This is a genomic window from Hymenobacter sp. GOD-10R, assembly GCF_035609205.1.
Taxonomy (GTDB): Bacteria; Bacteroidota; Bacteroidia; order Cytophagales; family Hymenobacteraceae; genus Hymenobacter.
On the sequence record NZ_CP141184.1, the window covers coordinates 6586013 to 6612735 of the forward strand.

Consider the following 26723-nt stretch of genomic DNA (forward strand, 5'->3'; position numbering starts at 1 on the left):
TGCCGTCGGCAGCCCGGTAGGCGGCTTATTGGTTTAGCTCCGGGTTGGCGAGGCCATCGGCGGAGCCATACACCTTTAACTGTCCCGTATCGGGTCGGTAATACACCAGCCCGGCGTAAGTACCCACCCACAGCGCCCCCGTTTGGTCTGGCAACAGCGTAGCGGTAGTAGCGGAAGGCAGTCCTTGCTCGGGCCCTAGGCTCCCAACCAAGCCGCGAGCAGCGGTAAGGTGCAACACGCCTTGGGTCCGCGTGCCCAGCCACACATGACCGCGCGGGGCAGCGTACACGCACAGCACGTCGTCGGTGGGCAAGCGGCGGGCTGGGGAGGCTTCGGTGGTGCCGTAGTGTTGTAACGCCCCTGTGTTCGACGACAGGGCGTAGAGTCCACCGTTGGTGGCAAGCCACAGCGTGCCCGCGGCATCTTCGCTGATGCGGCGCACTTCCAACCCGTGCAACGGCCAGTGCGGGTCTTGGTCGCGGTAGCGTACCCAGGCTCGCTGTTTTTCTTTGAAAACATAGAGCCCGGTGGTCGTCCCGCCCCAGATGGTGCCGGCGCGTGCTTGGTAAAGCTCCCTGCCTTGCAGCTTAGTGGCGGAAGCATGATAGGTGAGCGTACCCGTGTGCGGATTCAGCTCCCCAAACGTGTCGCTCTCGTCGGCAAAAAACAGCTGACCTTTCTTGGTAACCAACAGGCTATACAGAAATGCGGGCCAAGGGCGGCCTTCGCGCGTGAGTGTCAAAGGATGCAATAGCGCCGCAGGCTGCCCAGCCGCCTGGGTGAAAACGCCACTGTAGGAGCTGACGAGCAAGCGGCCGTCAGGCAGGCGAGTGATGCCACGCACGCTCGGGGGCCGCACCTGCCGTACGATGGGCAAGGGCCGGATGGGGCCCGCGTTGCCGCCTTTGTAGCAACCGCGCTCCTCAGGGCTAAACGCCCAATACAGCTGGTGCGGGTCGCGGTACAGGGTGTAACGTGTGCTAGGCTCGTTGGCGTAAAACGTGACCGGGCTGCGAGTTACCTGGGGTGCCTGGCCCGCGGCGCCCCAGTGCAGCGTTACCTGTTGCCGCTCTACCAACCATTGCACGGGCCGCCCTTGGGCATCAAGCAGGGGCTTGAACGACCGGGTGCCGCCATCCGACGCGGGCAGCCAGCGTTGTTGCTCCCGCAACTGCCCCGTGCGCGAGTCGGTCACGTAGCGCGCATGGGTGCTGATGAACTGTTGGGGCTGAGTGCCCGGCACCGGCAGCAAGTAGTTGCCCGGCAACTGCACCTGCTGTACGAGGCGGCCTTGGGCGTCGAGCCGATGGACTTGGCCGTTGTAGGTCGTGAGCCACACCCCTAGGTCGGGGGCTGGCGTGAAGCTGACGGGTTCCTCGCGGAGCATGCCCTGTGGGGCCTTCGCCACGGGGTAGGCCGGGTCGAGGGTGAGCACGAGGCCGGAGCCATACCCAACCCACAACCGTTGGGCACGGGCATCAAACCACAAGGCCTGCACGCCCGGCACGGGGTCTTCCGGCAGGTTGGGTAGGTGAATGCGCGTGAGTTGCCCAGTAGTGGGCACCAAGCAATACAAACCAGCTTTGCCACCCAGCCAGATTCGTCCAGCAGGGTCGCACATCACTGCGTGCAAGTAGCCAGTTGGGGCTGCCACGCCAGTCGGGAGCAGCTTGGCAAGGGGCACCAGCTGATAGCCGTCGTAGCGCTGGACGCCGTCGGTGGTAGCCAGCCACAGGTAGCCCGAATGGTCGGCGGCCATGTCGCGCACCACCACGGCGCTCAATACCGAATCGGGTACCCACGGAATAGGAGGCGTTTGCCCCACCGCAGTACCCGTCCAAAACAGCAACCAGAGCAACAGCAACGTGCTGCCAAACAAGCTAGGACGCCTGCCTTCTCGGTACTCAGACGCACTCAACGGACGCGCCATTATTAGTTAGCTGTTATCGTTCACCGGGGCACAAGCTCGGCAATAACCATCAAATTTTACCTAGCAAACATCCCGTTATTTTCACGTTTTCTTACCCCTAACATATTGATAATAAGCTATAGTTTCTTCGCGCACCAGCTCCCAACTATTAACCAGTGGCAAATGCTACCGTTTGTGCGAGCGTCGTATTTTAGCTACAAACCTAGCTGCCATTGCAAGCGCATCGAGGACTCTGGGTGACGAGCCTAGGTAGTTAACTCAGATTCCTCACTGCGCTCGGAATGACAGCTAGGCTTCTTCTACCGCTTTACCTTGTACAGCCGGGCGCCAAACAAGAAGATAACCAAGTAGCAAATGATAGGCAGGTAGTAAGCGGCGGCCACGTCGTGGTTGGCTACTTTGCCCATCAGGTAGGGGAAGATGGCCCCGCCGGCCACCGTCATGACCAGGAACGAGGAACCCTGCTGGGTTTTGGCCCCTAGGTCTTTGAGGCCCAGCGAGAAGATGGTGGGGAACATGATGCTGAAGAAGAAGTTCAGCCCGAGCAGGGCAATGAATGAGGGCCAGCCCCAGCTTTGGGCAATGATGACGCACAGCACGGCATTAGCTAAGGCGAACGTAGCCAGCAATTTATTTGGTGCAATAAAGCGCATCAGGTAGGTACCTACGAAGCGGCCTATCATCATCATCACCATGCTCAGGGCAAAGTAGCGTGACGCAACGGCATCGGCTAGCCCCATCTTCTCGGCCCCGTAGTTGATGAAGAAAGCCCAGGTGCCGCCCTGCGCCGCCACGTTGAAAAACTGCGCTACCACGGCCCACACAAAGTGCGGCCGCCCAAATAAGCCTTTGACTTCTGGTACCTCCTCGGCGGTGCCGGAGTAGAAGCCGGCTTCCGGCTCAGCATGTATCTCTGGGTGAGCATCTTGCAGCGCTGGCACTTTCACGAAGGAAAAAGCCACCGCGATAATCAGGATGACGCCGCCGATGATGAGGTACAGGGTCTTTACGGAGGTCAAGTCTCCGTTGGTGTGCACGCCGCTCAGAATGAAATAACTACCTAGCAACGGCCCGATTACGGCACCTAATCCATTGAACGACTGCGCGAAGTTGATCCGCTGGTCGCTGGTAGCGGGTTCGCCGAGCGCGGCCATAAAGGGGTGCGCCACCGCCTCCAGGGTAGCCAGTCCGCAAGCCAGCACAAACAAGGCTCCGCGGAAGAAACCGAACGATTGCGCATTAGCTGCCGGCACAAACAGGAAAGCCCCCAGCGCGTACAAACCTAGCCCGAGCAGCACCCCGTTTTTGTAGCCAAAGCGCTTCATGAACAAGCCCGCTGGAATACCCATGATGGCATAAGCGCCAAAGATGGAAAACTGCACCAGCCCTGAGTCGGCCTTGCTCACATTCAGCACGTTTTGAAAGTGCTTGTTGAGCACGTCACCCATGGTGATGGCAATGCCCCAGAGCAGGAACAGCGAGGTGACAAAGACGAGGGTGGTGAGGTACTTCTTCTCCGTGAAAGAAGCCGATGTGGGTGTTTGGGTGGCGGTGGGCTGCATGCAAAAGCTTAGCTAGGGTGGAGTTAGGATGAGCAAAGTAGCTGATGTTGAGCAAAAAGCTTGATTTAGTTTTGAGCTTCGTACTGCACTTGCGAGAAGGTAGAGCCTACTTATTCACAGCCCTTTCGGCTGGCTTTCGGGTTGGTTGCCCCACTGCTTGTTCGGCGCAGCTTGCAAGGTCAGTTCTAGCTTGCCACCCTGTAGGAGGTCGGCGTGGCACAGGTAGTTTCGCGGATAAGGTTTGCCGTTCCAGGTGGCGCTGCTGATGTAAGTCGCATCGGGGCTAGCTTTCTTGGTGCTGATCTGCAAAGTCTTACCGCCGGGCAGCTGAATAATAACCCTGTCGAACAAGGGTGCGCACAGCAGGTACTCGTTCGAAACGGGGTTGAGCGGGTAAAAACCTAGGCTGGCAAACACGTACCACGCCGACATCTGCCCGGCATCGTCGTTGCCGCTGAGGCCGCCGGGCCCGTCGCTGTACTCCTCGGCCAAGATGCGGCGCACCTGCTGCTGAGTTTTCCAGGGCGCGGCCGTGTAGTTGTACATAAAGGGAATCTGGTGGCCGGGCTCGTTGCCGTGCCAGTATTCGTTTTTGGCAAACAGCTCATCCAGCGCGGCTTCCAGCTTGTTGGGGCCGCCCATGAGCTTCGCCAGGCCAGGCACATCGTGGGGCACATAAAAGGTGTACTGGCGGGGTGTGCCTTCCGTGATGTAGGTCTCGCGTGTATCGGGGCGGAAGGGCGTGGCCCAACGGCCATCGGCGTAGCGGCCGCGCACCAAGCCCACGCTCGGGTCAAAAACCTGACGATACCCTAGACTTCGCTTGGTGAGTGCCTCAAAGTCAGCCTGCTTGCCTAGCCCTTTGGCTACTTGGGCCAGGGCATAATCATCAAAGCCATACTCTAGGGTGCGGCTGACTTGCTCTTTCTTGTGGAAGGCTTCCGGCACGCTGTCATTGAGCGGCACGAAGCCATAGCGCACATAAGAGGGCAGCGCCCGCCGGCCTTTGCCGTTCCGGTAGTCGGCCGGGCTAGGTTGGTCGAAGGCGTTTTGGCGCATGAGGCGGTAGGCCTCGGCCACGTCGTAGTCGCGGATGCCTTTGGTGTAGGCCGAGGCTAGGAAGGCAGTGCCGTGGTCCCCGATCATGGCCGAGGTATAGCTGTTCCAGCACGGAAAGATAGGTAGCCAGCCGCCTTGTTGGCCTTTCAACACCAGGGAGTTAGCCCAGTCATTCACCAAGCTAGGTTGCAAGAGCTCGTAGAGTGGCAGCTCGGCCCGGTAGATGTCCCACATCGAAAAGTCGTCGTAATAGTTGCCTTTGGCGAGCTTCTGCAACGGCTTATTGCCGGCAAAGGCTGGGTACGTCCCATCGACATCGTTGAAGAGGCGGGGCTGCTGCATGGTGTGGTAGAGGGCCGTGTAGAAGATGTGCTTATCCTGCTCTTTCTTCGTCTCCACCTTGATCTGCCCGAGCGCTTTTTGCCAGATAGCTAGGTTTTTAGCTTTGAGCGCGGCAAAATCCCAGGTGGGCATCTCGGCTGCTAGGTTGCGCCGGGCGCCTTCCAGACTGCTGAAGGACGTGCCCACCCGAACCCGAATGGTTTCGCCCGCCTTCACCTTGAAGCCCAGAAAAGCACCTAGGCCTTTCTGCTTTTGTAAGCTGACCGCGGCGGAATGCTGGTCGCCGCGAAAGGTGCCGCCGCGTGCTTGGCCCCGCTCTACCTGCACCACAAAGTAGCCGCTGAACCCGGCTGGCTCGCCCCACCCCTGATAGATGCGGTGCACAGGGTTGTAGCCCTGCACCTCCCCGCGTTGGGCATCTACCTGCACGAAACCCTGGCCCTGGTCGCTATTGGGCACAACGAGCAGGTAGAGGCTATCGGCTTTAGCGGCAGTTATTTGCAACATACCACAACGCGCCGACGCAGTGAGCTCCGTGGTGAGTTGGTACCTAGGTAGCGTGACTTTATAATATGCCGGTGAGGTCGTTTCGGCGTGGTGCGTGTAGGGCGCGGCGTAGCGCGTAGCCTGGATAGTGAGCTTGCCCGTGATGGGCATGAGCGTGACGCTGCCGTAGTCTTGGGTGCAGGAGCCGCTGAGCCAGTGGCTTGCCCGAAAGCCGGTGAGCAGCGAATCGCGAAAGTAGTAGGGCGCCTGGCACTTGGTTTCCGACTGGCGGGTTTGGGGCGTCCACTGGGTCATGCCGAAGGGCGTGCCGACGGCCGGGATAGTATTAGCTAGGTGCTCGGTGCCACTGCCATGCTTGAGCGCCGCGGCGGTGGTGCTGGCCGCCGTGCCCGCCAGCGGCTGCACATACTGCACAAGGTCTTGGCCCCATGCTAACGCCGGCAACAGACTGATAATGACCAAGCTTATACGGCGCTGCGTGTTTCTTCGGAACGAACTAGTCAACGGGTAGTTTGGGATTGAAAGTAGATAAAAAAACTAGGTAGCTAGCTCCCTGTGGCGGGCTATTCGCCTAGTCTTATACCGGCAGGCGCTCAGCCGGCACCCCAACCGTAGAAGCCCGGATATTCAACAAGGAAGGCAGTACCACTTGACCGGCAACCAGAGCTTTGTTATTGTTTTTCAAGCCTTTCAGCAGCAGCGTTGCGGCGGTTTTGCCCGTTTCGAAGGCCGGTTGGCTAATGGTGGTTAGGGCCGGGTTGAGGATGGTAGCGGAGCGGGAGTTGGAGAAGCTAACTACTTTCACCTCCGCCGGAATACCTAGGTGCAAATCGTAGCACGCCTGGTAAGCACTCACCGTGAGCAACTCCACCGTCACCAGCAGGCCATCGGGTCGGGGCCGCGCTTCCAAAGCTTTTCGGATGATCCTATAATTCTCTTCCGGATCGTTTGTGCAATCGATGATAGCACTTTCCTCGAACGCCACGCCGTGTTCGGCAAGCGCTTTCTGAAAGCCCGCAATGCGCTGCCGCCCAATGGACAGCTGGCGCGAAATAGACAGCAGCGCGAGGTTGGTACAGCCACAGTCGAGCAGGTGACGGGTAGCTAGGTAACTGCTTTCCAAATCATTGGTGGTCACACAAGCCGTTTCGATACCATCAGCGGCGCGGTCGAAAAAGGCCACGGGCACACCCTGCGCCTGCAACGCCTCAATGTGCTCGGTAGAGGAGGTTTCGGCCGACACCGACATGAGCACACCATCGACCCGCCCACCCTGGAAAGCGTGCAGAATGGCTTGCTCCTGCTGGGCACTTTCGTGCGTGAGATAAATCAGGACGTGGTAGCCGTGGGCCTGCGCCACCGTTTCGATGCCGTTGATAGCCTGGGCGAAATAACTGTCGAACACCTCCGGAATGACGACGGCAATGGTCTTGCTCTTGCGGCTGCCGAGGCTGCTGGCGTGCGGGTTGGGCACGTAGTCGAGCTTGTGGGCTAGCTCCATCACGCGCCGTTTCGTCTCCGTACTAATCTGATGGCTGTCTTGCAGCGCCCTGGATACGGTTGAGGTGGAGAGGTGCAGTTCGTCGGCGAGGTGCTTGAGATTGATCTTCTCCATCGAGAGTCAGCGGGCGCGGTGGTGGGTGGGAACGGGCGGCAGATTACGCAACCGCTTGCGTAAAGAAAGTTGGGCAGCTAGCAGTAAACGCCTCTAAGAAAGCGCATTTTTGGTAAGTAACGTCATCCACCCTAACCCCCTGAGGCTCTATGAAGAATACTGCCAGTGCCGCCGAAAAGCACCCGCTCGAAAACATCGAACAATGGGAGGAAAATCTGCTGGAGCGTTACCCCGATCCGGAGAGCATTGCCCAGGGCCGCGACACCGAAGCGTACCGCAACTACGAGGCGCCCGCCCGCAACTCGGTGCGCGAGTTTTACCGCCTCAACCATCAGTACCAGACCTACGATTTTGTGCTCAGCAAGAAGCGGGAGTTCCTCTCCTTCAACAAGCGCGAAATGCCCGTCTGGGATGCCTTCGTGTTTCTGAACCAGCTCGTCGACGACTCCGACCCCGACACGGACCTCGACCAGCTCCAACACTTGCTGCAAACGGCGGAAGCCATTCGGCAGGACGGCCACCCCGATTGGTTTGTACTGGTGGGCCTACTGCACGACATGGGCAAGGTGCTGTGCTTGTTTGGCGAGGCGCAGTGGGCTGTGGTAGGCGACACGTTCCCAGTGGGTTGCGCCTTCTCCGATAAGATAATCTACCCGGAGTTTTTCGAGCACAACCCCGACACTTACGACCCGCGCTACAACACCAAGTACGGCGTGTACGAGCCCAACTGCGGCCTGCGCAACGTGCACTTGTCGTGGGGCCATGATGAGTACGTGTACCACATGGTGAAGGACCACTTGCCCGAGCCGGCCTTGTACATGCTGCGCTACCACTCCTTCTACCCCCAGCACCGCGAAAACGCCTACGACCACCTGATGGACGCCCACGACCACGAGATGTTCAAATGGGTGCAGCTTTTCAACCCCTACGACCTCTACTCGAAAGCCCCCACCCCACCCGACTGGAATGAGCTTCGGCCGTACTATGAGAACTTGGTTGCCAAGTACTTACCCAACACGCTGAAGTTTTAGGCGACCTGCACGCTGTAGAGACGCATACTTGCGTCTCGTCGTCCACGCCACAACAACGATTTCGTTCAACGACGAGACGCAAGTATGCGTCTCTACAGCGTTCTGAAAATCAACGCAAACAGCTTCTCACCGGACACATTCTGAAAAGCTAGGTACCGGCTACTATGAGCCGCATCAGGCGCTTTGGATAGTTTTCTGCTCGACTATCAGAGGTTCTTGGTGCTGCCCAAAGTGATGGTAGCTAGCTTTTCAGACTACACCGGAATAAACAAACGCCAGGGCCTGCTTCCATCCGCGCTAATGCGGCGGGGAAGCAGGCCCTGGCGTTTGAGGAAAGAGGCTACGCTATTTGCCTGGGTTCGTTAGGCGAGCTAGCTCTTTTTTGGTGATGCGCAGCACCGTGCCGTGGCGGGTGCCTTTGGGAAACTGTACTTTGTCAGACACGTCGGTCCAGTGCTCTAAGTCGGGGGAGGTTACGGCGCCATACTTGTGCTCGGTGTACTTATCGAAGTATACCAGCCACTGATTGCCGAGCTGAATAGCGGTCGGACCTTCGGCCCAATACTTTCCCGTGATGGGTTCGCAGGGCTTGCTGTAGGGGCCGGTGGCTTGGTCGGCGAAGGCCACGCGTAGGTTCTTCTGTACTGGCTCGCGGGTTTCGTCTTTCAGAAACATCACGTAGCGCTTGCCGGCCGGCTGAATGGTGGCGTCGATGACGTTAAAACCCTGATCATACAGCACCTGCGCCGGCGAGTAGGTTTTGAAATCCTTCGTGGTGGTGTAGTAGATGCGGTGGTTGTTGCCACCCTCCAGGGCGGTTTCGCCTTGCGGGAAGCGGCCCGGAATGGTAGTGGCCCAGTAGATTAGGTACTGGTCCTTCTGCGCGTCGTAGGTGATTTCCGGGGCCCACACGTTCTTGGCGGTCGGCTCGTGCATCATCACGGGCACGTCTTGCTGCTCGGTCCAGTGCACGAGGTCGGTGGAGCTGGCGTGACCTAGGCCGCGGTCCTTCCAGCTCGTCGTCCAGACCATGTGAAAGCGCCCATCCTTGCCCCGAATGATGCAGGGGTCGCGCATGAGTTTGTCCTTCGACACGGTGGGCGTCAGGTACGACTTGTCGTTGTTGAGCGACGTCCAGGTATAGCCGTCGGCGCTGGAAGCTAGGTGCAGGCCGTCTTCGCCGTTGCCTTTGAAGTAAGCAAACAGCAGTACTTCGTTTTTCTTGAGCGGGGTTTGGGCGAAGCTAGGAAGCGCCGTAAGCAGGAAGAGCGCCGCGGCGCCAAGTTGTTTCTTAGTGAACATAAGGGCGGTTGGAAAGATGGCGCCTAGTTACAACGCGTGGTCGGTTTTTACGTCCTGCCCCGACCAGATCTTCTTGGCCGTCCAGTCTTGCGCCGGGCTGGCCCAGAAGGCGTCGGAAGCGGGCAGGCCTAGGGGCAAAAACGCCGACGTGCACAAGTACAAGCTGCCCGTCGAAATGTAGCTTTCGCCGATGCCCGGCTGGTGCCCGCACAAGCCGATTTGCAGCCAGCCCTTGGCATCAAAGGTACCCTTGGGCTCCATCGTGCGGCGGATAACGGCGTTGAGGGCACTGCGCACTTGCCCGGCCGGCAGCTCCGGCGGAAGTTGCTGCTGCAAAGCCACTTGGGCGAGGTGCTGAAACGCCCCGCACCGGTACGCCAACGACCGACCGAAGGCAGCAAACGACCCGTCAGGCCCCACCAGCCGCTCTTGCACAGTAGCGTAGCGGCGGGCGCGGGCGCGCAACCGTTCCAGCAGTTCCTTGCTTTCCTTGTTGGCCGCTACCAGCGTGCCCACCACGTCGAGCAGCATGGGCTGAATCACGTAGCTGTTGTAGTAGTCCCAGTGGAAGTCGGGGCCATCGCCGTAGGTGCCGTCGCCCTTGTACCAGGTCAGGTGCTCCTTAATGGCGTAGTCCATGCGCATGAGGTCGCCGCTGCCAGTGAACTTGAGCAACGCTGCCTCGATTATCCCACTGAACAACAGCCAGTTGCTGTACACCGGCTTAATCACGCGGCTGCTTTGCAGAGCTTGCACCAACTGCTTTTGCGTGGCTTCTGGCAACTTGCTCCACAGCTGGGTAGGCGCGCGTAACAGCGCATGCGCCAGAAAAGCCGCATCGACCACCGGCTGCCCGCCCTGGGTGAAGTTCATGAAGTCCGGCGACTGTGGGTCGACGGCGTGTGCAATGGCTTGGCGGGCTAGCTCGGCGTAACGCTGCTGCTTAGCGCGCTCAGCTTCAGGCACATCGGCTAGTTCGAGCCAGGGAGCTAGTCCAGTCAGGGTACGGCCGAGGGCTTCGAGGTAAGTCACGTTGCGGCGTCCCTGCTCCTGCCCTTCCGCGGCTTCCACGGGCATAGTGGCTTTCAGCTTGCCTTGCGCAGCAGCCGTTAATACCGGGTCCACCACCTTCAGCAGCGTCGTCAGCCAATAGTCGCGGTCGGTGGGTTTGGCGGCAAAAGCTAGGTTCTCCGTTGAGTTGGCCAGCACCGCGCCGGGCAGCGCTAATGCCGACAAGCCGGCCCCAACTCCCGTGACAAAAGAGCGTCGTTTCATGCGCACAGACAGCCAGAACAGCTGTTTAACTTGGTATATAAAGTTGCCAAAACGGCGTAGAGACGCATCCTTGCGTCTTGTCGTTGAATTGAAAAGCAGCGGAACTAACGATTGTCGTTGTTATGGCGCGACCGACGAGACGCAAATATGCGTCTCTACAGCGTGCAGATGCTATTTTAGCTTGATAACTTCCGAGCCCGCCAGCAGATACGCGCCGGTGCCGTACACCTCCCAGCTGTCGGCCGAGAAGTCGCGGCGTGGGTCGGCCCCGATGGGCTGCACCCACCCCACGCGGCCTTCTGCCGACACACACTTATTCAGGCTAATCCAGGCTTTCTGCACGGCGGGCAGGTAGGTAGCTTCGTCCAGGATGCCGTTGTTGATGCCCCACGCCATGGCGTAGCAGTCGAAACCCGAACCCGACGCCTCACCGCCTGGATACGCCGCAGGGTCAAGCAGGCTAGAGCGCCACAGGCCATCGGGCTGCTGAAGCTGGATAAGGCGGGCACTCATTTGCTTAAACAGATCGACGTAGAAGCTGCGGGTCGGATGATCTTTGGGCAGTTCCTGTAGAATTTGCACCAGGCCGCCCATCACCCAGCCGTTGCCCCGGCTCCAGAATACTTGTTTGCCGTTGCTTTCCTTTTTGCCCTCGCCGGCCTCGTTCCAGAGGTAGCCAGCGTCGCGCGTAAACAGGTGTTCCTGTTGATTATACAGCAGCTTGTAGGTTTGCTGGTACAGCGAGTCGTTGGTGTTGAAGTACGACGGCTGGTTCTGGATAACACCTAGCTTGACCAGCACGGGCGGCCCCATGAACAAGGCATCGCACCACCACCAGGCAATGTTGTGCTGCTGGGTTTCCGGGCCTGGCTCCCGCCGAAATTTGTTCACCACCGCAATAGTCGGCTCGATCATGCGCCGGTCCTTTTTGAGGCGGTATAAGTTCAGGTAGGTTTGGCAGATAGCAATGTCGTCGGCGTGGTCGTAGCGGCGGTCGGGCATCCACTGGGTTCGCTCGCCCATGGCCATGAGCGAATCCAAAATCAGCTTCGACTTGGTAGTCTGGTACGCCGCAAACACGCCCGAGTAGAAGGCGCCGTTGGTCCAGTCAGTGACTTTGTGCTTGGGGTGAGCCAGCTGCCACTGCGTCGTCTTCAGCATTTGCTGCTTGATGTATTTCGGCTTGAAAACCGCCTGATCAGCCTTAGCAATCGACTGAGCCTGAGCCCCTGAACCCAAACCTAGGGTCAGCAACAAACCGAAGGCAAATCGGCGAGGCAAGCGTAAAGAAGCAAGCATAGAACGGGTGGGAAGTGCCGCGAAAAGAGCAGCGTGAAAGAAGCTAGGGTGTAGGTGAAGAAACTCGCAGAGCGTAGGTACAATAGTAGCCACCGCGCTGCGAGAAACGCAGGGGCAATTTGGGAGAATATGGGGGAATTATTCGGCCAAAGAGTGACTGAGTAGCTGAGTAGCTGAGTAGCTGAGTAGCTGAGTGACTGAGTGATTGTTCTCGTACCTTGCCCGGCTGTCTTACTCAGTCACTCAGTCACTCAGTCACTCAGTCACTCAGTCACTCAGTCACTCAGTCACTCAGTCACTCTTTGCTCAGCCTTCGCTTGGCGGTGCTGCTTGGCATACTCCGAGGGCGACACGTTGAAGATCTTCTGGAAGGCTTTGCGGAAGTACTTCGCATCTTCGATGCCTACCTGAAATGCTACTTCCGACACCCGCATCTGGGTGTGGGCGAGCAGCTGAGCAGCCCGCTTCATGCGCACGTCGCGAATGAATTCGACCACTGTTTGCCCCGTGATGCTCTTGATGCGACGGTAGAACACCGACTGGCTCATGCCTACTTCGCGCACCAGCACCTGCACGTTGAACTCCGAATCGTCGAGGTGCTTCTCCACAATTGTCATGGCATTTTCCAAGAACTCCCGGTCGGCGTCGGCCACCACGATTTCGGTGGGCTCCAGCAGAATCTGGCGCTGGTAGAACTCGTGGAGCTTGCGGCGGTTGCGCAGCAGCGTGCTGACTTTAGCCTGGAGCAGCGTCGGGTTGAACGGTTTGCTCATGTAGTCGTCGGCACCCATCCCTAGCCCTTCCAGCTCGTGGGTTTCGGCCGTGCGGGCCGTGAGCAGGAGCACCGGAATGTGCGCCGTTTTGGGGTGCTGCTTCAGGCGCTGGCAGAGCTCTAGCCCGTCGCTGCGCGGCATCATCACGTCGCTGATAATCAGGTCGGGCAAGTGTGCTAAGGCTTTCTCCAGGCCTTCGAGGCCGTCAGCGGCCGTCGTTACGGCGTATTCAGACTCAAATAGTTGCTGCAAGTACTGGCGCACCTCGTCGTTATCCTCTACCACCAGCAAGTGCGGTGGTCCCGCGGGCGAGGGCGCTTCGTCGGGCAGGGCCGCTTCGGCTTCAAGCAAAGGCGTCAGCAGTTGGGCTTCGTCGGGTGGGGCCGCTCCTACACACTCCTCCTGCATGTCCTCAGGGCGCAGGTGTTGCTGGCCGAAGGGCAAGCGCAGTTCGAACGTGGTACCTACCCCCACGGTGCTCACCACCAGGAGCTGGCCGCCGTGCCGCTCGGCAAACTGCCGGGCCAGCGACAAGCCGATACCGGTGCCCGTCATACGCAGGCTATTGGTGTGCGAAGCCTGATAGTAAGGGTCGAAGATACGATCGAGCTCGTGCGCCTGTATGCCCACACCCGTGTCTTTCACACTTATTTTCAAATAGTTACCTACAAGCTTATCATCATTATACACAGCCTCGCCATGTGCGCTACCCACTGCTGCCGCTTTCAGCTCTACCCGGCCTTCGTTGCGCGTATACTTGAAGGCGTTGGCAAGCAGGTTAGTCAGGATTATTTCCAGCTTACTCCGGTCAAAGTAGAGCAGCACCGGTTCGGCAGGCACATCGAGGCGGTAGTCTAGCTCGCGCTCCTTGGCTTTGAGCTCAAACACCGAGTAGATGTCGTGCAGGAAATGAACGGCATCGCTACGACTGGCGCGCAGGGGTACGTTGCCGGTTTCCACCTTGCGGAAGTCTAGCAGCTGGTTGACGAGTTCTAGCAGCTTCACGGCCTGCTTATGCATCAGCTGCACCTTGCCCCGCAGATCAACGACGGGCCCGGTGCTGCGCATGATTTCTTCTACCGGCCCCAAGATCAGCGTCAGAGGCGTGCGTAGCTCGTGCGAGATGTTGGTAAAGAAACCTAGCTTCAGGTCGGTCAGCTCCTTTTCCTTTTCAATCTGGAACTGCTCCAGCACCAAGCGGTTTTTGAGAGCTTGCTGCGCCATTTCGATGCGACGGTACAGCAGCACACCCCCTAGGGCCACAGCGCCATAGAGAACGTAGGCCCACCAGGCTTTGTACCAGGGGGCCCGCACGTCAAACTGCATAGTCGCCACCTTTTTCGACCATACGCCTTCCCCGTTGCTAGCTTTTACCTCGAAGGTGTATTGGCCCGCCGGCAGGTTGGCAAATGAGGCCGTGCGCTGCCCTGGCGCCGGATACACCCACTCTTCGTTGTAGCCGATCAGGCGGTATGCGTAGCGGTTCTTCTGCGGATTGGCATAGTTCAGGCCCACAAACTCCACCGAAAAGTCGTTCTCCGACGCCTTAATCACCACTTGCTGCGGCTGCGACAAGGGCCGGGCGAGCACCACGCGGCCGTTCAGCTCTTTGCCCACTGCCACGGGTTGGTTAGCGATGCGCAAACCGGTAATCTGCACCACGGGCGCGTAGGGGTTCGGCCGAATGGCGTGGGGCTGGAAGTAATTGATGCCATTGATGCCCCCGAAGTACAGGGTACCATCTTGGGCCCGCGTCGCCGAACCGATCTTAAAGGAGTTGCTCTGTAAGCCGTCTGCTACGTCGTAGCGCAGGTATTGGCGGGTAGCCGGCGTGAAGCGATAAAGGCCGGTGCCGCCAATCCAGAGGTGACCCTCGTCGTCGGCCAGTAAGCTTTCTACGTCGCTCTCGGGTAGCCACCGCTGGTAGCGCTGCACCACTTCGCGGCCCTGAGCATCGCGCGTGAGCCGGTGCAAACCGCCCCCGATGGTGCCAATCCAGAGCGTGCCCTCCCGGTCGAGCAACAAGGGCCACACGTAGTTTACTGCTAGGCCGCCGGAGGCACCTGGGTGGTATTTGAACTGCTGTAGTAGCTGCACCGAATCGGCGGTGACGCGCAACTTCAGCAGCCCTTGATCGACGGTACTAGCCCAAAGTACGTCCTGACGCCGGTCGTAGAGCAGGTACGTGAAGCGGTTGGTAGGGAAGCCGGCGTTATCGGAGCGGTAAGCGCCCAAAAACTTGCCATCCTGGCTCAACCGCACCAAGCCCGATGAGAAGGTAGCCACCCAGAGCGACCCGAACCGGTCTTCTGCCATGCCTTCCACAGAAGTACCGTTGAGGTTCAGCCCATTTGGCAGCGTATTATAGGAGTTCAGCACTTCGGTCTCGCCCTGCCGGGTGAGGCTCTTCAGGCCATAGTTTCGGGTGCCAAACCAGAGCGTACCGTTGCTGGTCTGGAAGATAGTAGCTACGTCGATGCCGCGGGTGTTACCGACCCATTCCTGGTTGAGATAGTTGCGGTACGTCTTGTGTGCTAGGTCGTAAGCCGAAACGCCGTTGCGCGTTCCCGACCACAATAAATTGCGGTTGTCCTCTTTGTACAGGGCATTCACGTAGTTGTTGAGCAGCGTGGCCTGTCCCCCTAGGGGCCGCCGGAGTTGGCCGAAAGGCTTCTGCCGCAGATCTACCTTGTTCAAGCCACCCGCCGATGCGCAGAGCCACACAACCTGGTTGCGGTCTTCAAAAATCTGGTGTACCCGCTCGGAGTTGATGCGAAAAGGCTCCCCGTCTTCGGGCAGAAACAAGGTGGGCGGCTTCGCCTGCAACGGCGAAGCAGTACCCGTCACGGCACCCGCGTCCCACACGTACAACCCGTAAATGGTGCCCACCCACAGTCGCCCGAACGAATCGAGCATGAGGGATTGTAGCTGCGGGTAAATCTGCGTTTGTGGGTGTGCGGTCAGCTCGCGGATAGTGCGACGGTTGACACTGCTTACCCAGAATACTTGCTGATCGGTACCCACCCACAAGTCGCCCCGCCGGTCGAGGTGCAACACCCGGATATCGTCCTTCAACGGCGTCGTTTCCATGGCTAGGTTTTGGCTTTCGGGGCGCACCACGCACAAACCAAGGCCGAAGGTACCAACCCACATTTTACCTTCCGGGTCGCTGGTTAAGGCACTAATTTCGACCTTATTATCTGGCTTTCCCGGTACGAGGGCCTGCTGCAAATTCGTTAGGTGGCCCTGCCCGTCGAACGTCAGCACAAACAAGCCTCCGGAAACAGTACCCACCCACAACCGGCCGTGCTGGTCGGAAGCTAGGGCCACCACGCTGATCTGCGAGAGGCGGCCCATGAGGGCGCGGAAGCGCTCCGGCACCTGGCTTGCGTCAAAGTTGAGCAAACGATCAGCCGCTGCGTCATAGAGACCTAGGCCAGCCCGCTCCGTGCCTACCCACAACCGACCATCGGGCGCCACGTGCAGCACCTTGGTGCGGTTGGCCGAAATGCCGTTGCGCGGATTGATCGACAGTGAGTACTGCTTCAGGCTGTAGCCGTCGTAGCGGTTGAGGCCGCGGTTGGTGCCCACCCAGATGAAGCCGGCTTTGTCCTGCGCAACAGCCATGGCATCGCTGTGCGCCAGTCCTTGATCAACGGTAAGGTGCTCGAAACGGAAAGCACTGGGGTCGCTCTGGGCGATTCCGAGGTGCCAGCTTACGAGCAACAAACAGCAGAGAAAACGAACAGGTGACCAACTCATAGCAGTAACGGGTTTAGCAGGACCGCCGCAACGTTTTTTTGCAATCGTTTGCGTTCGGTTTTGGGCGCAGCAGCGTGACGTGCAGACCGGAAAGGAAAGAGCAGCAACAGTAAAGACATGATAGCCAAGCAATTACTTCTGTTTTAAGAAGATCAGAGTACTACTGACTTTCGGGTGTCGAGCTAATTTAGCCCCTTTTTTCGATTGAATTATCCCCTATTGTCGGCCTTGGCAAGCCCTACATTTATCCTATTCCAATGCCCCACTTACCAGATGGGCCTAGGTAGCCACTAATTCCTGGCAGAAATCCTACGGCAGGTTAGCCCTGCTGCGGCCCCAGTACACCTACGTTTTTGAGCTCCTATTTCCTACTATATGCATAAACCTTTACCCCCTAGGGTTCTTCGTCGGCTGCTACTTCTCACAACGGCTAGTTTGGCCAGTAGCACGTATACGCTAGCCCAAACGATTAGTCTGCCCCAGCCACTACCGCGGGCAGTTTCGCCGGCTGATACCGTTCGCACGCCTGGCACCCCGCCCGAGCTGAATAAGGCCCCTATTCCAGCCGTATTCACGCCCGCCGTGACCGATGAGAACGGCGAACCGCTCATGGGCGTGCGCCTAGCCACCGAAAGCGGCTCGCTCACAGCCCTATCCGATTCCGTGGGCCACGCGCCCATGCCAGGGGTTACGGCGGGCGAAAAGCTGATCGTGAGCATCGACAACTCGGAGATACAGCGCTTCGAGGTGGGCGATGACCTAGTGCCGAGCATTATTCTAGACACCAAGAACCCTGCGGTAGCTCGGCTGAAGCCCCTGCGCTTGCTGTTCAATACCTCCCTGCGGCCCGACTTAACGGCAGCTTCTACACAAACGATTTACTACCGCGACCTACAGAAATTTCCGGTCACTTCGTTCCTAAATGCGCTGTCGGGGCAGGTAGCGGGCCTCCAAACATTCTCGATTTCGGGCTTGCCCGGTGGCGACGTGGTGGGTGCTTCCCTGCTAGGCCAGAGCCCCACGATAGTCATTGATGGCATTGTGCGGCCCATCTACGCCTTCGACCTGGAAGAAATTGAGTCGGTGACGGTGCTGAAGGATGCGCTTTCGACCTCCATGCTCGGGGTGCGCGGCAGCAACAACGGCGTTCTGAACGTGACAACCCGCCGCGGCACGCCTGGCTTACCGCGCATCTCTTTCACGGTGCAATCGGCCATTCAGCAGCCGCTGAAGCAACCCAATGCGCTGAACTCCTACGACTACGCCCGCCTCTACAACGAAGCGCGCACCAACGATGGGCTAGCCCCGGTGTACACCGACGCCGACCTGCAAGCCTACCGCGACGGCACCGACCCCATCGGGCACCCCAACGTGAACTGGCGCGACCAAGTGCTGAAGAAATCATCACAGCTCAACCGCTACACGTTTAGCGCCAGCGGCGGCAACGTCTTCGCCAAGTACTTCGTGTCGCTGGAGCACCTGAAACAGTCGGGTCTGCTGAAAACCAGCGACATCAACAAGTACAACACCAGCAACGAGTACAAGAGCTACACGGTGCGCTCCAATGTGGATTTGCAGCTCAACCGCAAGCTCTCGGCAGGCATTCACCTGCTGGGGCGCGTGCTGAACGCCAACGACGCGGGCGTGGGCACGGCCACCATCCTGAACTCGATTGTGAACACGCCGGCCAACGCCTATCCGGTGTATAACTCGAATGGCACCTACGGCGGCACCTCGCAGTTTCCGAACAACGCGTGGGCCCAAACTGTGGGCTCAGGCTACCAGCAGAACTACCAGCGCGACGTAATTGCCGACGTGTACCTGAAGCGCACGCTCAGCGAGCTGACGCCGGGCTTGTGGGTGCGAGCCATCGGCTCGTACTATGCGAGCTTGTCGGAAAACATCTTCCGCAACAAGACTTACGCAACGTTCCAGCAAACGGCTGCCGCCAACGGCGAAGCCACCTACCAGCAGTTTGGCGTGAATAGCGACCAGAACAACTCAAGCATCGTTGGCTTTCAGAACAATACGGTCTACTTAGAAGGCGCCCTGGGCTACGAGCGGCAGCTAGGCCAGCACGGCCTCAACGCCATTGCACTGGTCAGCCGGCAGGCCTACACCCAAAACTCGGATTTGCCTTACACGTCGCAGGGCGTTTCGGGGCGTGCTTCCTATAACTACCAAGGTAAGTACGTGGCCGAGCTAGCTTTTGGGTTGAACGGCGTAAACCGCTACCCAAGCAACGGCAGCTTCCGCTACGGCTTTTTCCCCGCTGGGGGCCTAGCCTGGAACATTTCGCGGGAGGAGTTTCTGAAGTCGCAAACCTGGTTGTCGGCCTTGAAGCTGTACGGCTCAATTGGCCTCACCGGCAACGAGCGCAACACGTCAGTAGACTACTTCAGTTACATCCAGACGTATTTTGACACAAGCGGGCCGTACTTCGGTACGGGCGCGGGTCAGGTAAGCGGCATCAGCGAGCAAGTGCTGGCCACTGTGAATCGGACCTGGGAAAAGGCTCGCAAGCTGCACGCCGGCATTCAGGGCGCGGTACTCGATAACCACCTAGGCTTCACGCTGGAGTATTACAACTCGAAGTACTACGACCTGCTCCAGCAGCGGGGTCGCAGCACCACACTCATCGGCCAAACATACCCCGACGAAAACATTGGGCAGAACCGCTACAGCGGCTTCACGGTGCAGCTGAGCTACCAGAACACGGCAGGTCCTAAGTTCAGCTACTTCTTCACGGCCAACGCGGGTAGACTAAACCCCGTGGTGCTGTTTGCGGACGAAGTCGCGCGGCCTTACCCTTGGATGGAACGCACTGGCCGCCGCGTCGGACAGCAGTTTGGCTACATCGCCGAGGGCTTGTTTCAGAATGAGGCCGACATTGCTAATCACGCTGTACCAGTTGGTTACGCGGCGAAGCCCGGCGACATCAAGTACAAGGACCTGAACGGCGACGGCATCATCGACCAGCTCGATCAGGCGGCCATCGGCACTATCGTGCCCACCATTCCGCTGGGCGCGAGCCTAGGTTTCCGTTGGGGTGCTTTCGACTTCTCGGTACTGGCGCAGGGCGTGCTTAATCGCAGCGTGTACCTCTCGGGCAGCAGCGAGTATGCCTTCCAGAACGGAGGCTTCGGGCCGGCTTTCTCGCAGCACCTCGACCGCTGGACGCCCGACAACCCCAACGCCACCTACCCCCGTCTCACGGTAGGCACCAACCCCAACAACCAAGCTATTTCGTCTTTCTGGATCCACGACAACAGCTACGTGCGCATCAAGAATGCGGAAGTCGGCTACACGCTGCCACTGACGCTGAGCCGTCGGGCGCGCCTGCAAGGCGTTCGGCTGTTTGCCAATGGCACCAACTTGCTGACTTTCAGCCAATACAATCGCATCGACCCGGAAGTGTTCAACAACGCTTATCCGCAGCAGCGCCTACTCAACTTTGGCCTCAACGTCAAGCTGTAACCCTCTTCCGTCGCTCACGCACATGAAATCGAAGTTGCTTTTTCCGGCCGCAGCCTTGCTGTTGGCCCTAGGCCTCAACGCCTGCAAGGACCCCGAAACCGAACCGCGCTACCTCATCCGCGACGAGCTGATGTGGGATGACGCCGACCGCAACGCCACGCTCGCGGGCTGGTACCTCAACGACCTCTACAACTACCTCCCCAACGGCTTTAACCGGATTGGCTTTGACCCCGGCGACGTGCTAGGGGCCGGCGACGGCGACGCGCTGCCTTCGCGCATTGGCCGGCCGGTGGAATATTACACCAACGGCGCTATCAGCACCGTAAACAACCCCGACCCTTACTGGGGCAACAGCTACGCCGGCATCCGGCGGGTGAACATCTTCCTGGCCAACATCGACCGGGTGCCGGCTACGGCTGCCACGCTGGTGTATTGGAAAGCCGAAGCTCGCTTCGTGCGGGCCATGCTGTACTTCGAGCTGCTGAAGCGCTACGGCGGCATCCCGCTGATCGGCGACAAGCTTTTCACCCTCGACGACAACCTGTCGTTGCCGCGCAATACCTACGAGGAATCCGTGAACTACATCGTCTCGGAGTGCGACGCCATCAAAGGTGATTTGCGCCCGGCAAGCGCTATTCCGGATGCGGACTGGGGGCACGTGCCACAAGGCGCAGCTATTGCGCTCAAGGGTAGAGTGTTGCTGTACGCCGCTAGTCCCCTCTTCAATGGTGGGGGTGTGAACGGCGCCGGCGTGCTGCAAGGTTACCCGAGCTACGACGCCAACCGCTGGCAACTCGCCCTCAACGCCGCGCAGGAGCTCATCAGCCTCGGTACGTACAGCTTACTCACGGCCACGACGGCACCTTCTACCTCGGCGTACGCCAGCGTGTTCTCGGTGAAGAAGAACAACGAGATTATCCTGGCCAAGCAGTCTGCTAACAACTCGCTTTTAGAGAGTTACAATGCGCCCATCGGCTACACGTCGCCGGCAGCTAGCCAGGGCGTAACCAGCCCGAGCCAGAACTTCGTGGATGCCTTCCCGATGAATACGGGGGTAGCTATTACGGCCACCGGCTCAAATTATAACCCGCAGAACCCCTATGTGAACCGCGACCCGCGCTTGGCGGCTTCGGTGTTCTTCAACGGGCGGCAGTGGCTGTCGCGCACCGTCGAGACGTTCGACGGCGGCCGCGACCGGCCGGGCGGCAGCGCCGTGCAAACCCGCACCGGCTACTACATGCGCAAGTTCTTGTATGAGTACTCCAGCGGCACTTCTTACGCCAACCAGAGCCACAACTTCCCGCTGTTTCGCTACGCCGAAACCCTGTTGAACGCGGCCGAAGCGCTCAACGAGCTAGGTCGCACCGAAGAAGCTATGACGCGCCTGATCAGCATCCGGCAGCGGGCGGGCATCACGGCGGGCACCGGCAACCGCTACGGCATTCCAGTAGGCATCGGCCAGGCAGCCGCCCGCGACCTGATCCGCAACGAGCGCCGCATCGAGCTAGGGTTTGAGGAGCACCGCTTCTGGGATGTACGCCGCTGGAAAATCGCCGAAACGGCGCTGAACGGTCCTATGTACGGAGTGCGCATCGTGCGCAGCGCTGCCACGCCTTACACCTTCGCCTACACTTATCCGCAGGTGAGCACGCTGGTCTTCCAGGCCCGGCTCTATTACATGCCGCTGCCCTACGACGAAGTCACCAAGAACACGAACCTCACGCAAAACCCTGGCTGGTAATAGCCTAGCTCTTTGGTCGCAGCTCCCGGCTTTCAGTAGCGGAGAGCCACAAGCCAACAGCTATCAACTAATCATCCCTGACTTCATATGAAACATATTTTACTCCTTTTGGTGCTGACTCTCAGCCTAGTCGGTCAGCTAGCCCACGGGCAGGCGCGGGTGGTGCAGGGTGTGGTGCGCGACGCCCAAGGCCCCGTGCCGGGCGTGTCGGTGTACGAGAAAGACCTGATGAGCAACGGTATTGCCACCGACGCCGAGGGCAAGTACCGCCTCACGCTCAAAGGCAAGAATGGGGTGCTGGTTTTTCGCTCCGTGAGCTACAAGCTAAGCGAAGTACAAGTAGGTACTCGCCCCGTGGTGAACGTGACGCTCGAATCGTCGGAGCAAACCCTGAATGAGGTAACCGTAGTGGGCTTCGGCGAACAGCGGAAAATCACCCAAACCGGGTCGGTGAGCCAGGTGTCGGGCGTTGCTATTCGGGAAAACCCCTCGGCTAGCTTGCAGAACTCGCTGGTGGGGCGCCTGCCGGGCTTTTTCGCTCAGCAGCCCTCGGGCCGGCCGGGTGCCGACGGCGCCAACTTCTTTATTCGCGGCATCAGCAGCTACAACGGCAACAGCCAGCCGCTGATCATCGTCGACGACATCCAGTACAGCTACGACCAGTTCCAGCGCCTCGACCCCAACGAAATTGAGAGCCTTTCCATCCTGAAAGACGCCGCCACCACGGCCATCTACGGGGTGCGGGGCGCCAACGGCGTAGTCGTCGTGACGACCCGCCGCGGCAAGAACGGTCCGCCCCAGATTTCGGCCCGTGTGGAAGGCAGCTTGAGCCAGCCAACCAAAATCACGCACTACCTCGACGCCTACCAAACGGCCTCGCTTTACAACCAAGCCCAAATCAACGACAACGCGGCTAGCCCCTCGCCCACGTTCAAGCCCCGCTTCACCGACGACGATTTACAGAAGTTCAAGGATGGCTCGGACCCTTACGGCCACCCCAATGTAGATTGGCGCAAGGTGCTGTTCAAGAATTTCAGTCAGCAGTATCGCGCTAACCTCGACATTCAGGGCGGCTCGGAGCGCGTGAAGTACTTCATCTCGGGCGGCTACCTGTTCCAGAACGGGATGCTCAAGGACTTCGGCGACGGCCAAGGCGTGAACAATAACTACTACCATCGCCGCACCAATTACCGCTCGAACCTCGACATCAACGTGGCCCGCGGCCTGGATATGCGCATTGACCTCTACGGCAACTTTGCGCAGGTGAATACGCCCTCCGTGGGTAGCCCCTTCAGCTACAACGACGTGTTCTTCGACTACAGCAGCTTCCTGACATTAGCGCCATTTGCGTACCCCATCTACAACCCCGATGGCTCCTACGGCTACAGCATCTGGCAGCGCGACGTGGTTGGCTCCAACTACAACAACAACAACGTAGTAGGCCGCCTAACCAACTACGGCTACGACCGCAACAACGAAAATAACATCAACTCGGTGTTGTCGCTGAAGCAAGACCTAGGGGTATTCAGCAAGGGCTTGCAGGGCCTGTCGGTGACGGGGCGCGTGGCCTACACCAGCAACTACTACTACACGCGCAGCACCACGCGCGACGCCTTCCCGTCGTTTATCTACGACCCCGCCACCGATACCTACCAGCCCCGCGACCCCAACCTGTTCCGGACACGCCGCTTCTTCCTGGGCTACAACGGCCGGAGCACCTCGCGCACGGTTAACGTGCAGGGCCTCATTAACTACGACCGCACCTTTGGCAAGCACCACGCCTCAGGCTTGCTGCTTTATAACCGCAACTCGGTGTCGGCGGGTGTTGGCGGCCTCTACAACTTTATCCCGGCCAACTTCCTGGGCTACTCGCTGCGCATGGGCTACGACTACGACGCGCGCTACTTGTTCGAAATCAACGCGGGCTACAACGGCTCCGACCGTTTCAGCTCCAAAAATCGCTACGGACTGTTCCCGGCCGTATCGGTGGGCTGGAACATTGCCGAAGAATCCTTCTTCCATAATGCCCTGCCCGTGGTGGATATGCTGAAGGTGCGTGGCTCCTATGGCCTGGTCGGCAACGACGCCCTAGGTCGGGACTTCAGCTATTACTACCAGCAGAACTACAGCGCCAGCAGCGGTGCCAACTTCGGCACCACCAGCACCACGTATAATGGTGTTGCGGAAGGCACCCTAGCCAACAACAATGTAACCTGGGAGAAGGAGAAGAAGCTAAACCTAGGTCTGGACTACCGGCTGGTGAAGAACGCGCTTTCGGGCTCCTTCGACTACTTCCGCAACGAGCGCTTCGACATCCTGACCGTGCGCGGCACGGTGTCGAGTATCTTCGGCCAAGGCTTGCCACCGGTGAACCTAGGTCGGGTGCGCAACCGCGGCTTCGAAATCGACCTGGGTTACCAGAGCCCGACTTCGCGCAACTTCTCCTACTCGGTTCGGGGGCAGTACTCGTTTGCCAAGAACACCATCTTGTTTCAGGATGAGCCTAACAACCAGTACGCTTACCAAAACTACACCGGCAATAGCATCGGGCAGCAGCGCGTGTACATTTTCGATGGCTTCTACAACCAAGCCGACGTCGCCGACTCGAACGTACCGAAGCCCGCGACCGGCGCCCTGCCCGGCGACCTGAAGTACAAGGACCTGAACGGCGACGGCCGCATCGACGCCTTCGACCAGAAAGTAACGGGTTTCCCGAGCTTGCCCAACACTACCTTCGGCCTCAACCTCGGGGTGCGCTACAAAGGCTTTAGCGTCAGCGCCTTGCTTCAGGGCTCCCGCAACTTCAACGTGGCCGCGGCGGCCGAAGCTATCAAGGCCTTCGGCGCCAACCTAACCGAAGTGCACACCAAGGCCTGGACGCCCGAGCTAGGCGACGACGCCCGCTACCCCCGCATGACGCTGCTGGGCGGCATCAGCGACCCCTCGAACCGGTCCACGTTCTGGCAGATTTCGGGCAACTTCGTCCGCCTCAAAACGGCGCAGATCAACTACGACATTCCCAGCAACTTGCTCCGCAAAGTAGGCATCCCGTCGGCCCGCGTATATGCCAACGGCACCAACCTGCTAACGTGGTCGGCCATCGACAAACTCTACGATTTCGACCCCGAAATCGCGCTCAATGCTTCGCGCGTCAACTACCCGCCGCAGCGACTGATAAACCTAGGCCTGAGCGTTACCTTCTAATTCCTTCCCTGACGATATGAAAAAGTTACTCCTTTTCTTCCTGCTAGGCACGGCGGCCCTGTCGGCTTGTAAGCAAGACGACTTTCTGGAGCCTAAAACCAGCGGCTTGGTTGAGGAAACCGTCTTCACCGACAGCGTCCGGACCGTGGCCTTCCTGAGCCGCATCTACAGCGACATCGGCTTCAGCTTCAACAAGCAGCGCTGGTCGTCGCACGGCACGGCCGAGCACGCCACCGACGACGCCGAGTACAGCTTCTCGGGCGCCCCGCAGTCGGCCGTGATCCTGTACAGCGGCACGCTCAGCCCCTTGAACTTACCTAGCAACGACTTCTGGGAACTACCCTGGGCCAACATTCGCCGGGTGAACCTGCTGCTAGCCAAGCTGCCGACCACGCCGCTTTCGAAGAAAATGCAAAACCGCATGGCCGCCGAGGCGCGCTTTCTGCGAGTGTGGTACTACGAAAACCTGTTGGTGTGTTTCGGCGGCATTCCCATCATCGGCGACAAAGTGTACGGCATCGAGGATGTGATTGACCAGCCCCGCACCTCCTACGCCGAGTGCGTAACGTACCTGACCCAGGAGCTCGACGAAATTGCGACCCAGCTGCCTACCCGCGACGAGTACCCGGCCGCCGACTACGGCCGCATTACGCGCGGTGCCTGCCTGGCCATGAAGAGCCGCATTCTGCTCGAAGCCGCCAGCCCCCTCTTCAACGGCGGTGCCGAAACGACCGACCCTAGCCTAGCCGCGCTGGTGAGCTACCCCGCCTACAGCGTGAGCCGCTGGCAGGCCGCCGCCGATGCTGCTCAGGCTGTTATCAATTCTGGCTACTACTCTTTGGTGGTGGACAATACGACCGCGCCCGGCAACGGCTTCGTGTCGATGTTCTTGCAGCGGGTGAACCCCGAGTACATCTTCTTTGTGAACCGCGTGAACAACAGCACCGCCAACAAGGACCTAGAGTTTGTGTTCCTGCCTTCCACCCGCGGCGGCGCAGCCTATTTCATGCCCACGCAAAACCTGGTGGATGCCTTCCCGATGAAGAATGGCAAGGCCATTACAGATCCGACGTCAGGCTACGACCCCAAGAACCCGTACGCCAACCGCGAGCCGCGCTTCTACAACAGCATCATCTACAACGGAGCTAGGTTTCAGCTCAACTCCTCGAACTCCCTGCAACCCGTCTGGACGTACGAGGGCGCGCCGTCCGACGGCTTCAACGTCGGTAACTCGACGACTGGCTACTACTTCCGTAAGATGCTCGACCCCAACATCGCCAACAACAGCCCTGGCATCACGGCCCGCGGCTGGAGCCTGATGCGCTACGCCGAGATTCTGCTGAACTACGCCGAAGCCATCAACGAAACCGGTCAGCCCGAGCTAGCTGTACCCAAGATTGTAGAGTTGCGCCGCCGCGCCGGCATAGACGCCGGGGCTGATGGCCGCTACGGCATTGCACCCGGTATTTCGGTGGCCCAGATGCGCGAGCTGATCCGCACCGAGCGGCGCGTGGAGCTTTCGGCCGAAGATCACCGCTGGCACGACATCCGCCGCTGGAAGACGGCCATGGTGATCAGCAACGCTTATAACCTGCGTATGCGCATTGTGCAGAGCAGCCCCACGGCCGCGCCTACGTCTTATAACATCGTGCCCACGATCCGCCGCCACAACTTCCGCCCCGAAATGTACCTGCTCCCTATCCCGGACGGCGAGATCCGCAAAATCCCCGCCTTCCGTCAGAATCCAGGTTGGTAAAGAGTGACTTCGTCGAGTGACTGAGTGATTTGCGAACGACCTCACTCAGTCACTCGACAAAAGCTGAGAATCGTTCGTCAGAGGTGGG

General features: G+C 59.2%; 13 protein-coding genes. 5 read left to right on the top strand and 8 right to left on the bottom strand.

The genetic code is table 11. The features are described from left to right. Positions 1-25 precede the first annotated feature (25 nt). The 4 genes from SD425_RS26000 to SD425_RS26015 all read right to left on the bottom strand — a co-directional run bounded on the left by SD425_RS26000 (position 26) and on the right by SD425_RS26015 (position 7015). Positions 26-1930, bottom strand: coding sequence for a hypothetical protein (locus tag SD425_RS26000; protein WP_324673836.1), 1905 nt, complete (start codon positions 1928-1930; stop codon positions 26-28). Between the two features lie 299 nt (positions 1931-2229). Beyond that, positions 2230-3492 carry a sugar MFS transporter gene (locus SD425_RS26005; RefSeq protein WP_324673838.1) on the bottom strand — a complete coding sequence of 421 codons (1263 nt, stop codon included), beginning with the start codon at positions 3490-3492 and terminating at the stop codon, positions 2230-2232. A gap of 114 nt (positions 3493-3606) precedes the next feature. Beyond that, entirely contained in the window at positions 3607-5862 is a 2256-nt protein-coding gene (locus tag SD425_RS26010; protein WP_324673840.1) for a GH92 family glycosyl hydrolase, read from the bottom strand. 115 nt (positions 5863-5977) lie between these two features. Beyond that, complete coding sequence (locus tag SD425_RS26015) at positions 5978-7015, bottom strand: LacI family DNA-binding transcriptional regulator (RefSeq protein ID WP_324673842.1); 1038 nt, start codon at positions 7013-7015, stop codon at positions 5978-5980. Between the two features lie 149 nt (positions 7016-7164). On the opposite strand from SD425_RS26015, the gene SD425_RS26020 reads away from it, so the two are divergent. Further along, positions 7165-8046 (top strand): inositol oxygenase family protein, encoded by an 882-nt coding sequence (locus SD425_RS26020; protein ID WP_324673844.1) that lies wholly within the window; start codon positions 7165-7167, stop codon positions 8044-8046. Positions 8047-8391: 345 nt separating this feature from the next. Here the strand turns inward: SD425_RS26020 and SD425_RS26025 are convergent, their stop codons facing one another. From SD425_RS26025 to SD425_RS26040, 4 genes are all read right to left on the bottom strand, one after another. After that, entirely contained in the window at positions 8392-9348 is a 957-nt protein-coding gene (locus tag SD425_RS26025; protein ID WP_324673846.1) for a glycoside hydrolase family 43 protein, read from the bottom strand. 27 nt (positions 9349-9375) lie between these two features. Then, entirely contained in the window at positions 9376-10623 is a 1248-nt protein-coding gene (locus tag SD425_RS26030; protein WP_324673848.1) for a DUF2264 domain-containing protein, read from the bottom strand. Between the two features lie 171 nt (positions 10624-10794). Beyond that, entirely contained in the window at positions 10795-11922 is a 1128-nt protein-coding gene (locus tag SD425_RS26035) for a glycoside hydrolase family 88 protein (RefSeq protein WP_324673850.1), read from the bottom strand. A 287-nt stretch (positions 11923-12209) separates the two neighbouring features. Beyond that, entirely contained in the window at positions 12210-16457 is a 4248-nt protein-coding gene (locus tag SD425_RS26040) for a response regulator (RefSeq protein WP_324673852.1), read from the bottom strand. 375 nt (positions 16458-16832) lie between these two features. Here SD425_RS26040 and SD425_RS26045 point away from each other — a divergent pair, with 375 nt between their 5' ends. From SD425_RS26045 to SD425_RS26060, 4 genes are all read left to right on the top strand, one after another. Next, entirely contained in the window at positions 16833-19934 is a 3102-nt protein-coding gene (locus SD425_RS26045; protein WP_324673854.1) for a SusC/RagA family TonB-linked outer membrane protein, read from the top strand. A 22-nt stretch (positions 19935-19956) separates the two neighbouring features. Further along, the gene (locus SD425_RS26050; RefSeq protein WP_324673856.1) at positions 19957-21675 is read left to right on the top strand and encodes a RagB/SusD family nutrient uptake outer membrane protein; all 1719 of its coding nucleotides are present in this window, start codon (positions 19957-19959) and stop codon (positions 21673-21675) included. 87 nt (positions 21676-21762) lie between these two features. Beyond that, positions 21763-24879: a TonB-dependent receptor gene (locus SD425_RS26055; RefSeq protein ID WP_324673858.1), complete on the top strand. Its 3117-nt coding sequence runs from the start codon at positions 21763-21765 to the stop codon at positions 24877-24879. Between the two features lie 16 nt (positions 24880-24895). Beyond that, positions 24896-26635, top strand: a complete 1740-nt coding sequence (locus tag SD425_RS26060) for a RagB/SusD family nutrient uptake outer membrane protein (protein WP_324673860.1) — start codon at positions 24896-24898, stop codon at positions 26633-26635. The last annotated feature ends 88 nt before the right edge of the window (positions 26636-26723 follow it).

Excerpts from the sequence above, each read along its gene's own strand:
- SD425_RS26025 (WP_324673846.1), bottom strand. The coding sequence starts at position 9,348 with ATGTTCACTAAGAAACAACTTGGCGCCGCGGCGCTCTTCCTGCTTACG.
- SD425_RS26045 (WP_324673854.1), top strand. The coding sequence starts at position 16,833 with ATGCATAAACCTTTACCCCCTAGGGTTCTTCGTCGGCTGCTACTTCTC.
- SD425_RS26005 (WP_324673838.1), bottom strand. The coding sequence starts at position 3,492 with ATGCAGCCCACCGCCACCCAAACACCCACATCGGCTTCTTTCACGGAG.
- SD425_RS26035 (WP_324673850.1), bottom strand. The coding sequence starts at position 11,922 with ATGCTTGCTTCTTTACGCTTGCCTCGCCGATTTGCCTTCGGTTTGTTG.
- SD425_RS26020 (WP_324673844.1), top strand. The coding sequence starts at position 7,165 with ATGAAGAATACTGCCAGTGCCGCCGAAAAGCACCCGCTCGAAAACATC.
- SD425_RS26000 (WP_324673836.1), bottom strand. The coding sequence starts at position 1,930 with ATGGCGCGTCCGTTGAGTGCGTCTGAGTACCGAGAAGGCAGGCGTCCT.
- SD425_RS26060 (WP_324673860.1), top strand. The coding sequence starts at position 24,896 with ATGAAAAAGTTACTCCTTTTCTTCCTGCTAGGCACGGCGGCCCTGTCG.
- SD425_RS26030 (WP_324673848.1), bottom strand. The coding sequence starts at position 10,623 with ATGAAACGACGCTCTTTTGTCACGGGAGTTGGGGCCGGCTTGTCGGCA.
- SD425_RS26055 (WP_324673858.1), top strand. The coding sequence starts at position 21,763 with ATGAAACATATTTTACTCCTTTTGGTGCTGACTCTCAGCCTAGTCGGT.
- SD425_RS26015 (WP_324673842.1), bottom strand. The coding sequence starts at position 7,015 with ATGGAGAAGATCAATCTCAAGCACCTCGCCGACGAACTGCACCTCTCC.
- SD425_RS26050 (WP_324673856.1), top strand. The coding sequence starts at position 19,957 with ATGAAATCGAAGTTGCTTTTTCCGGCCGCAGCCTTGCTGTTGGCCCTA.
- SD425_RS26040 (WP_324673852.1), bottom strand. The coding sequence starts at position 16,457 with ATGAGTTGGTCACCTGTTCGTTTTCTCTGCTGTTTGTTGCTCGTAAGC.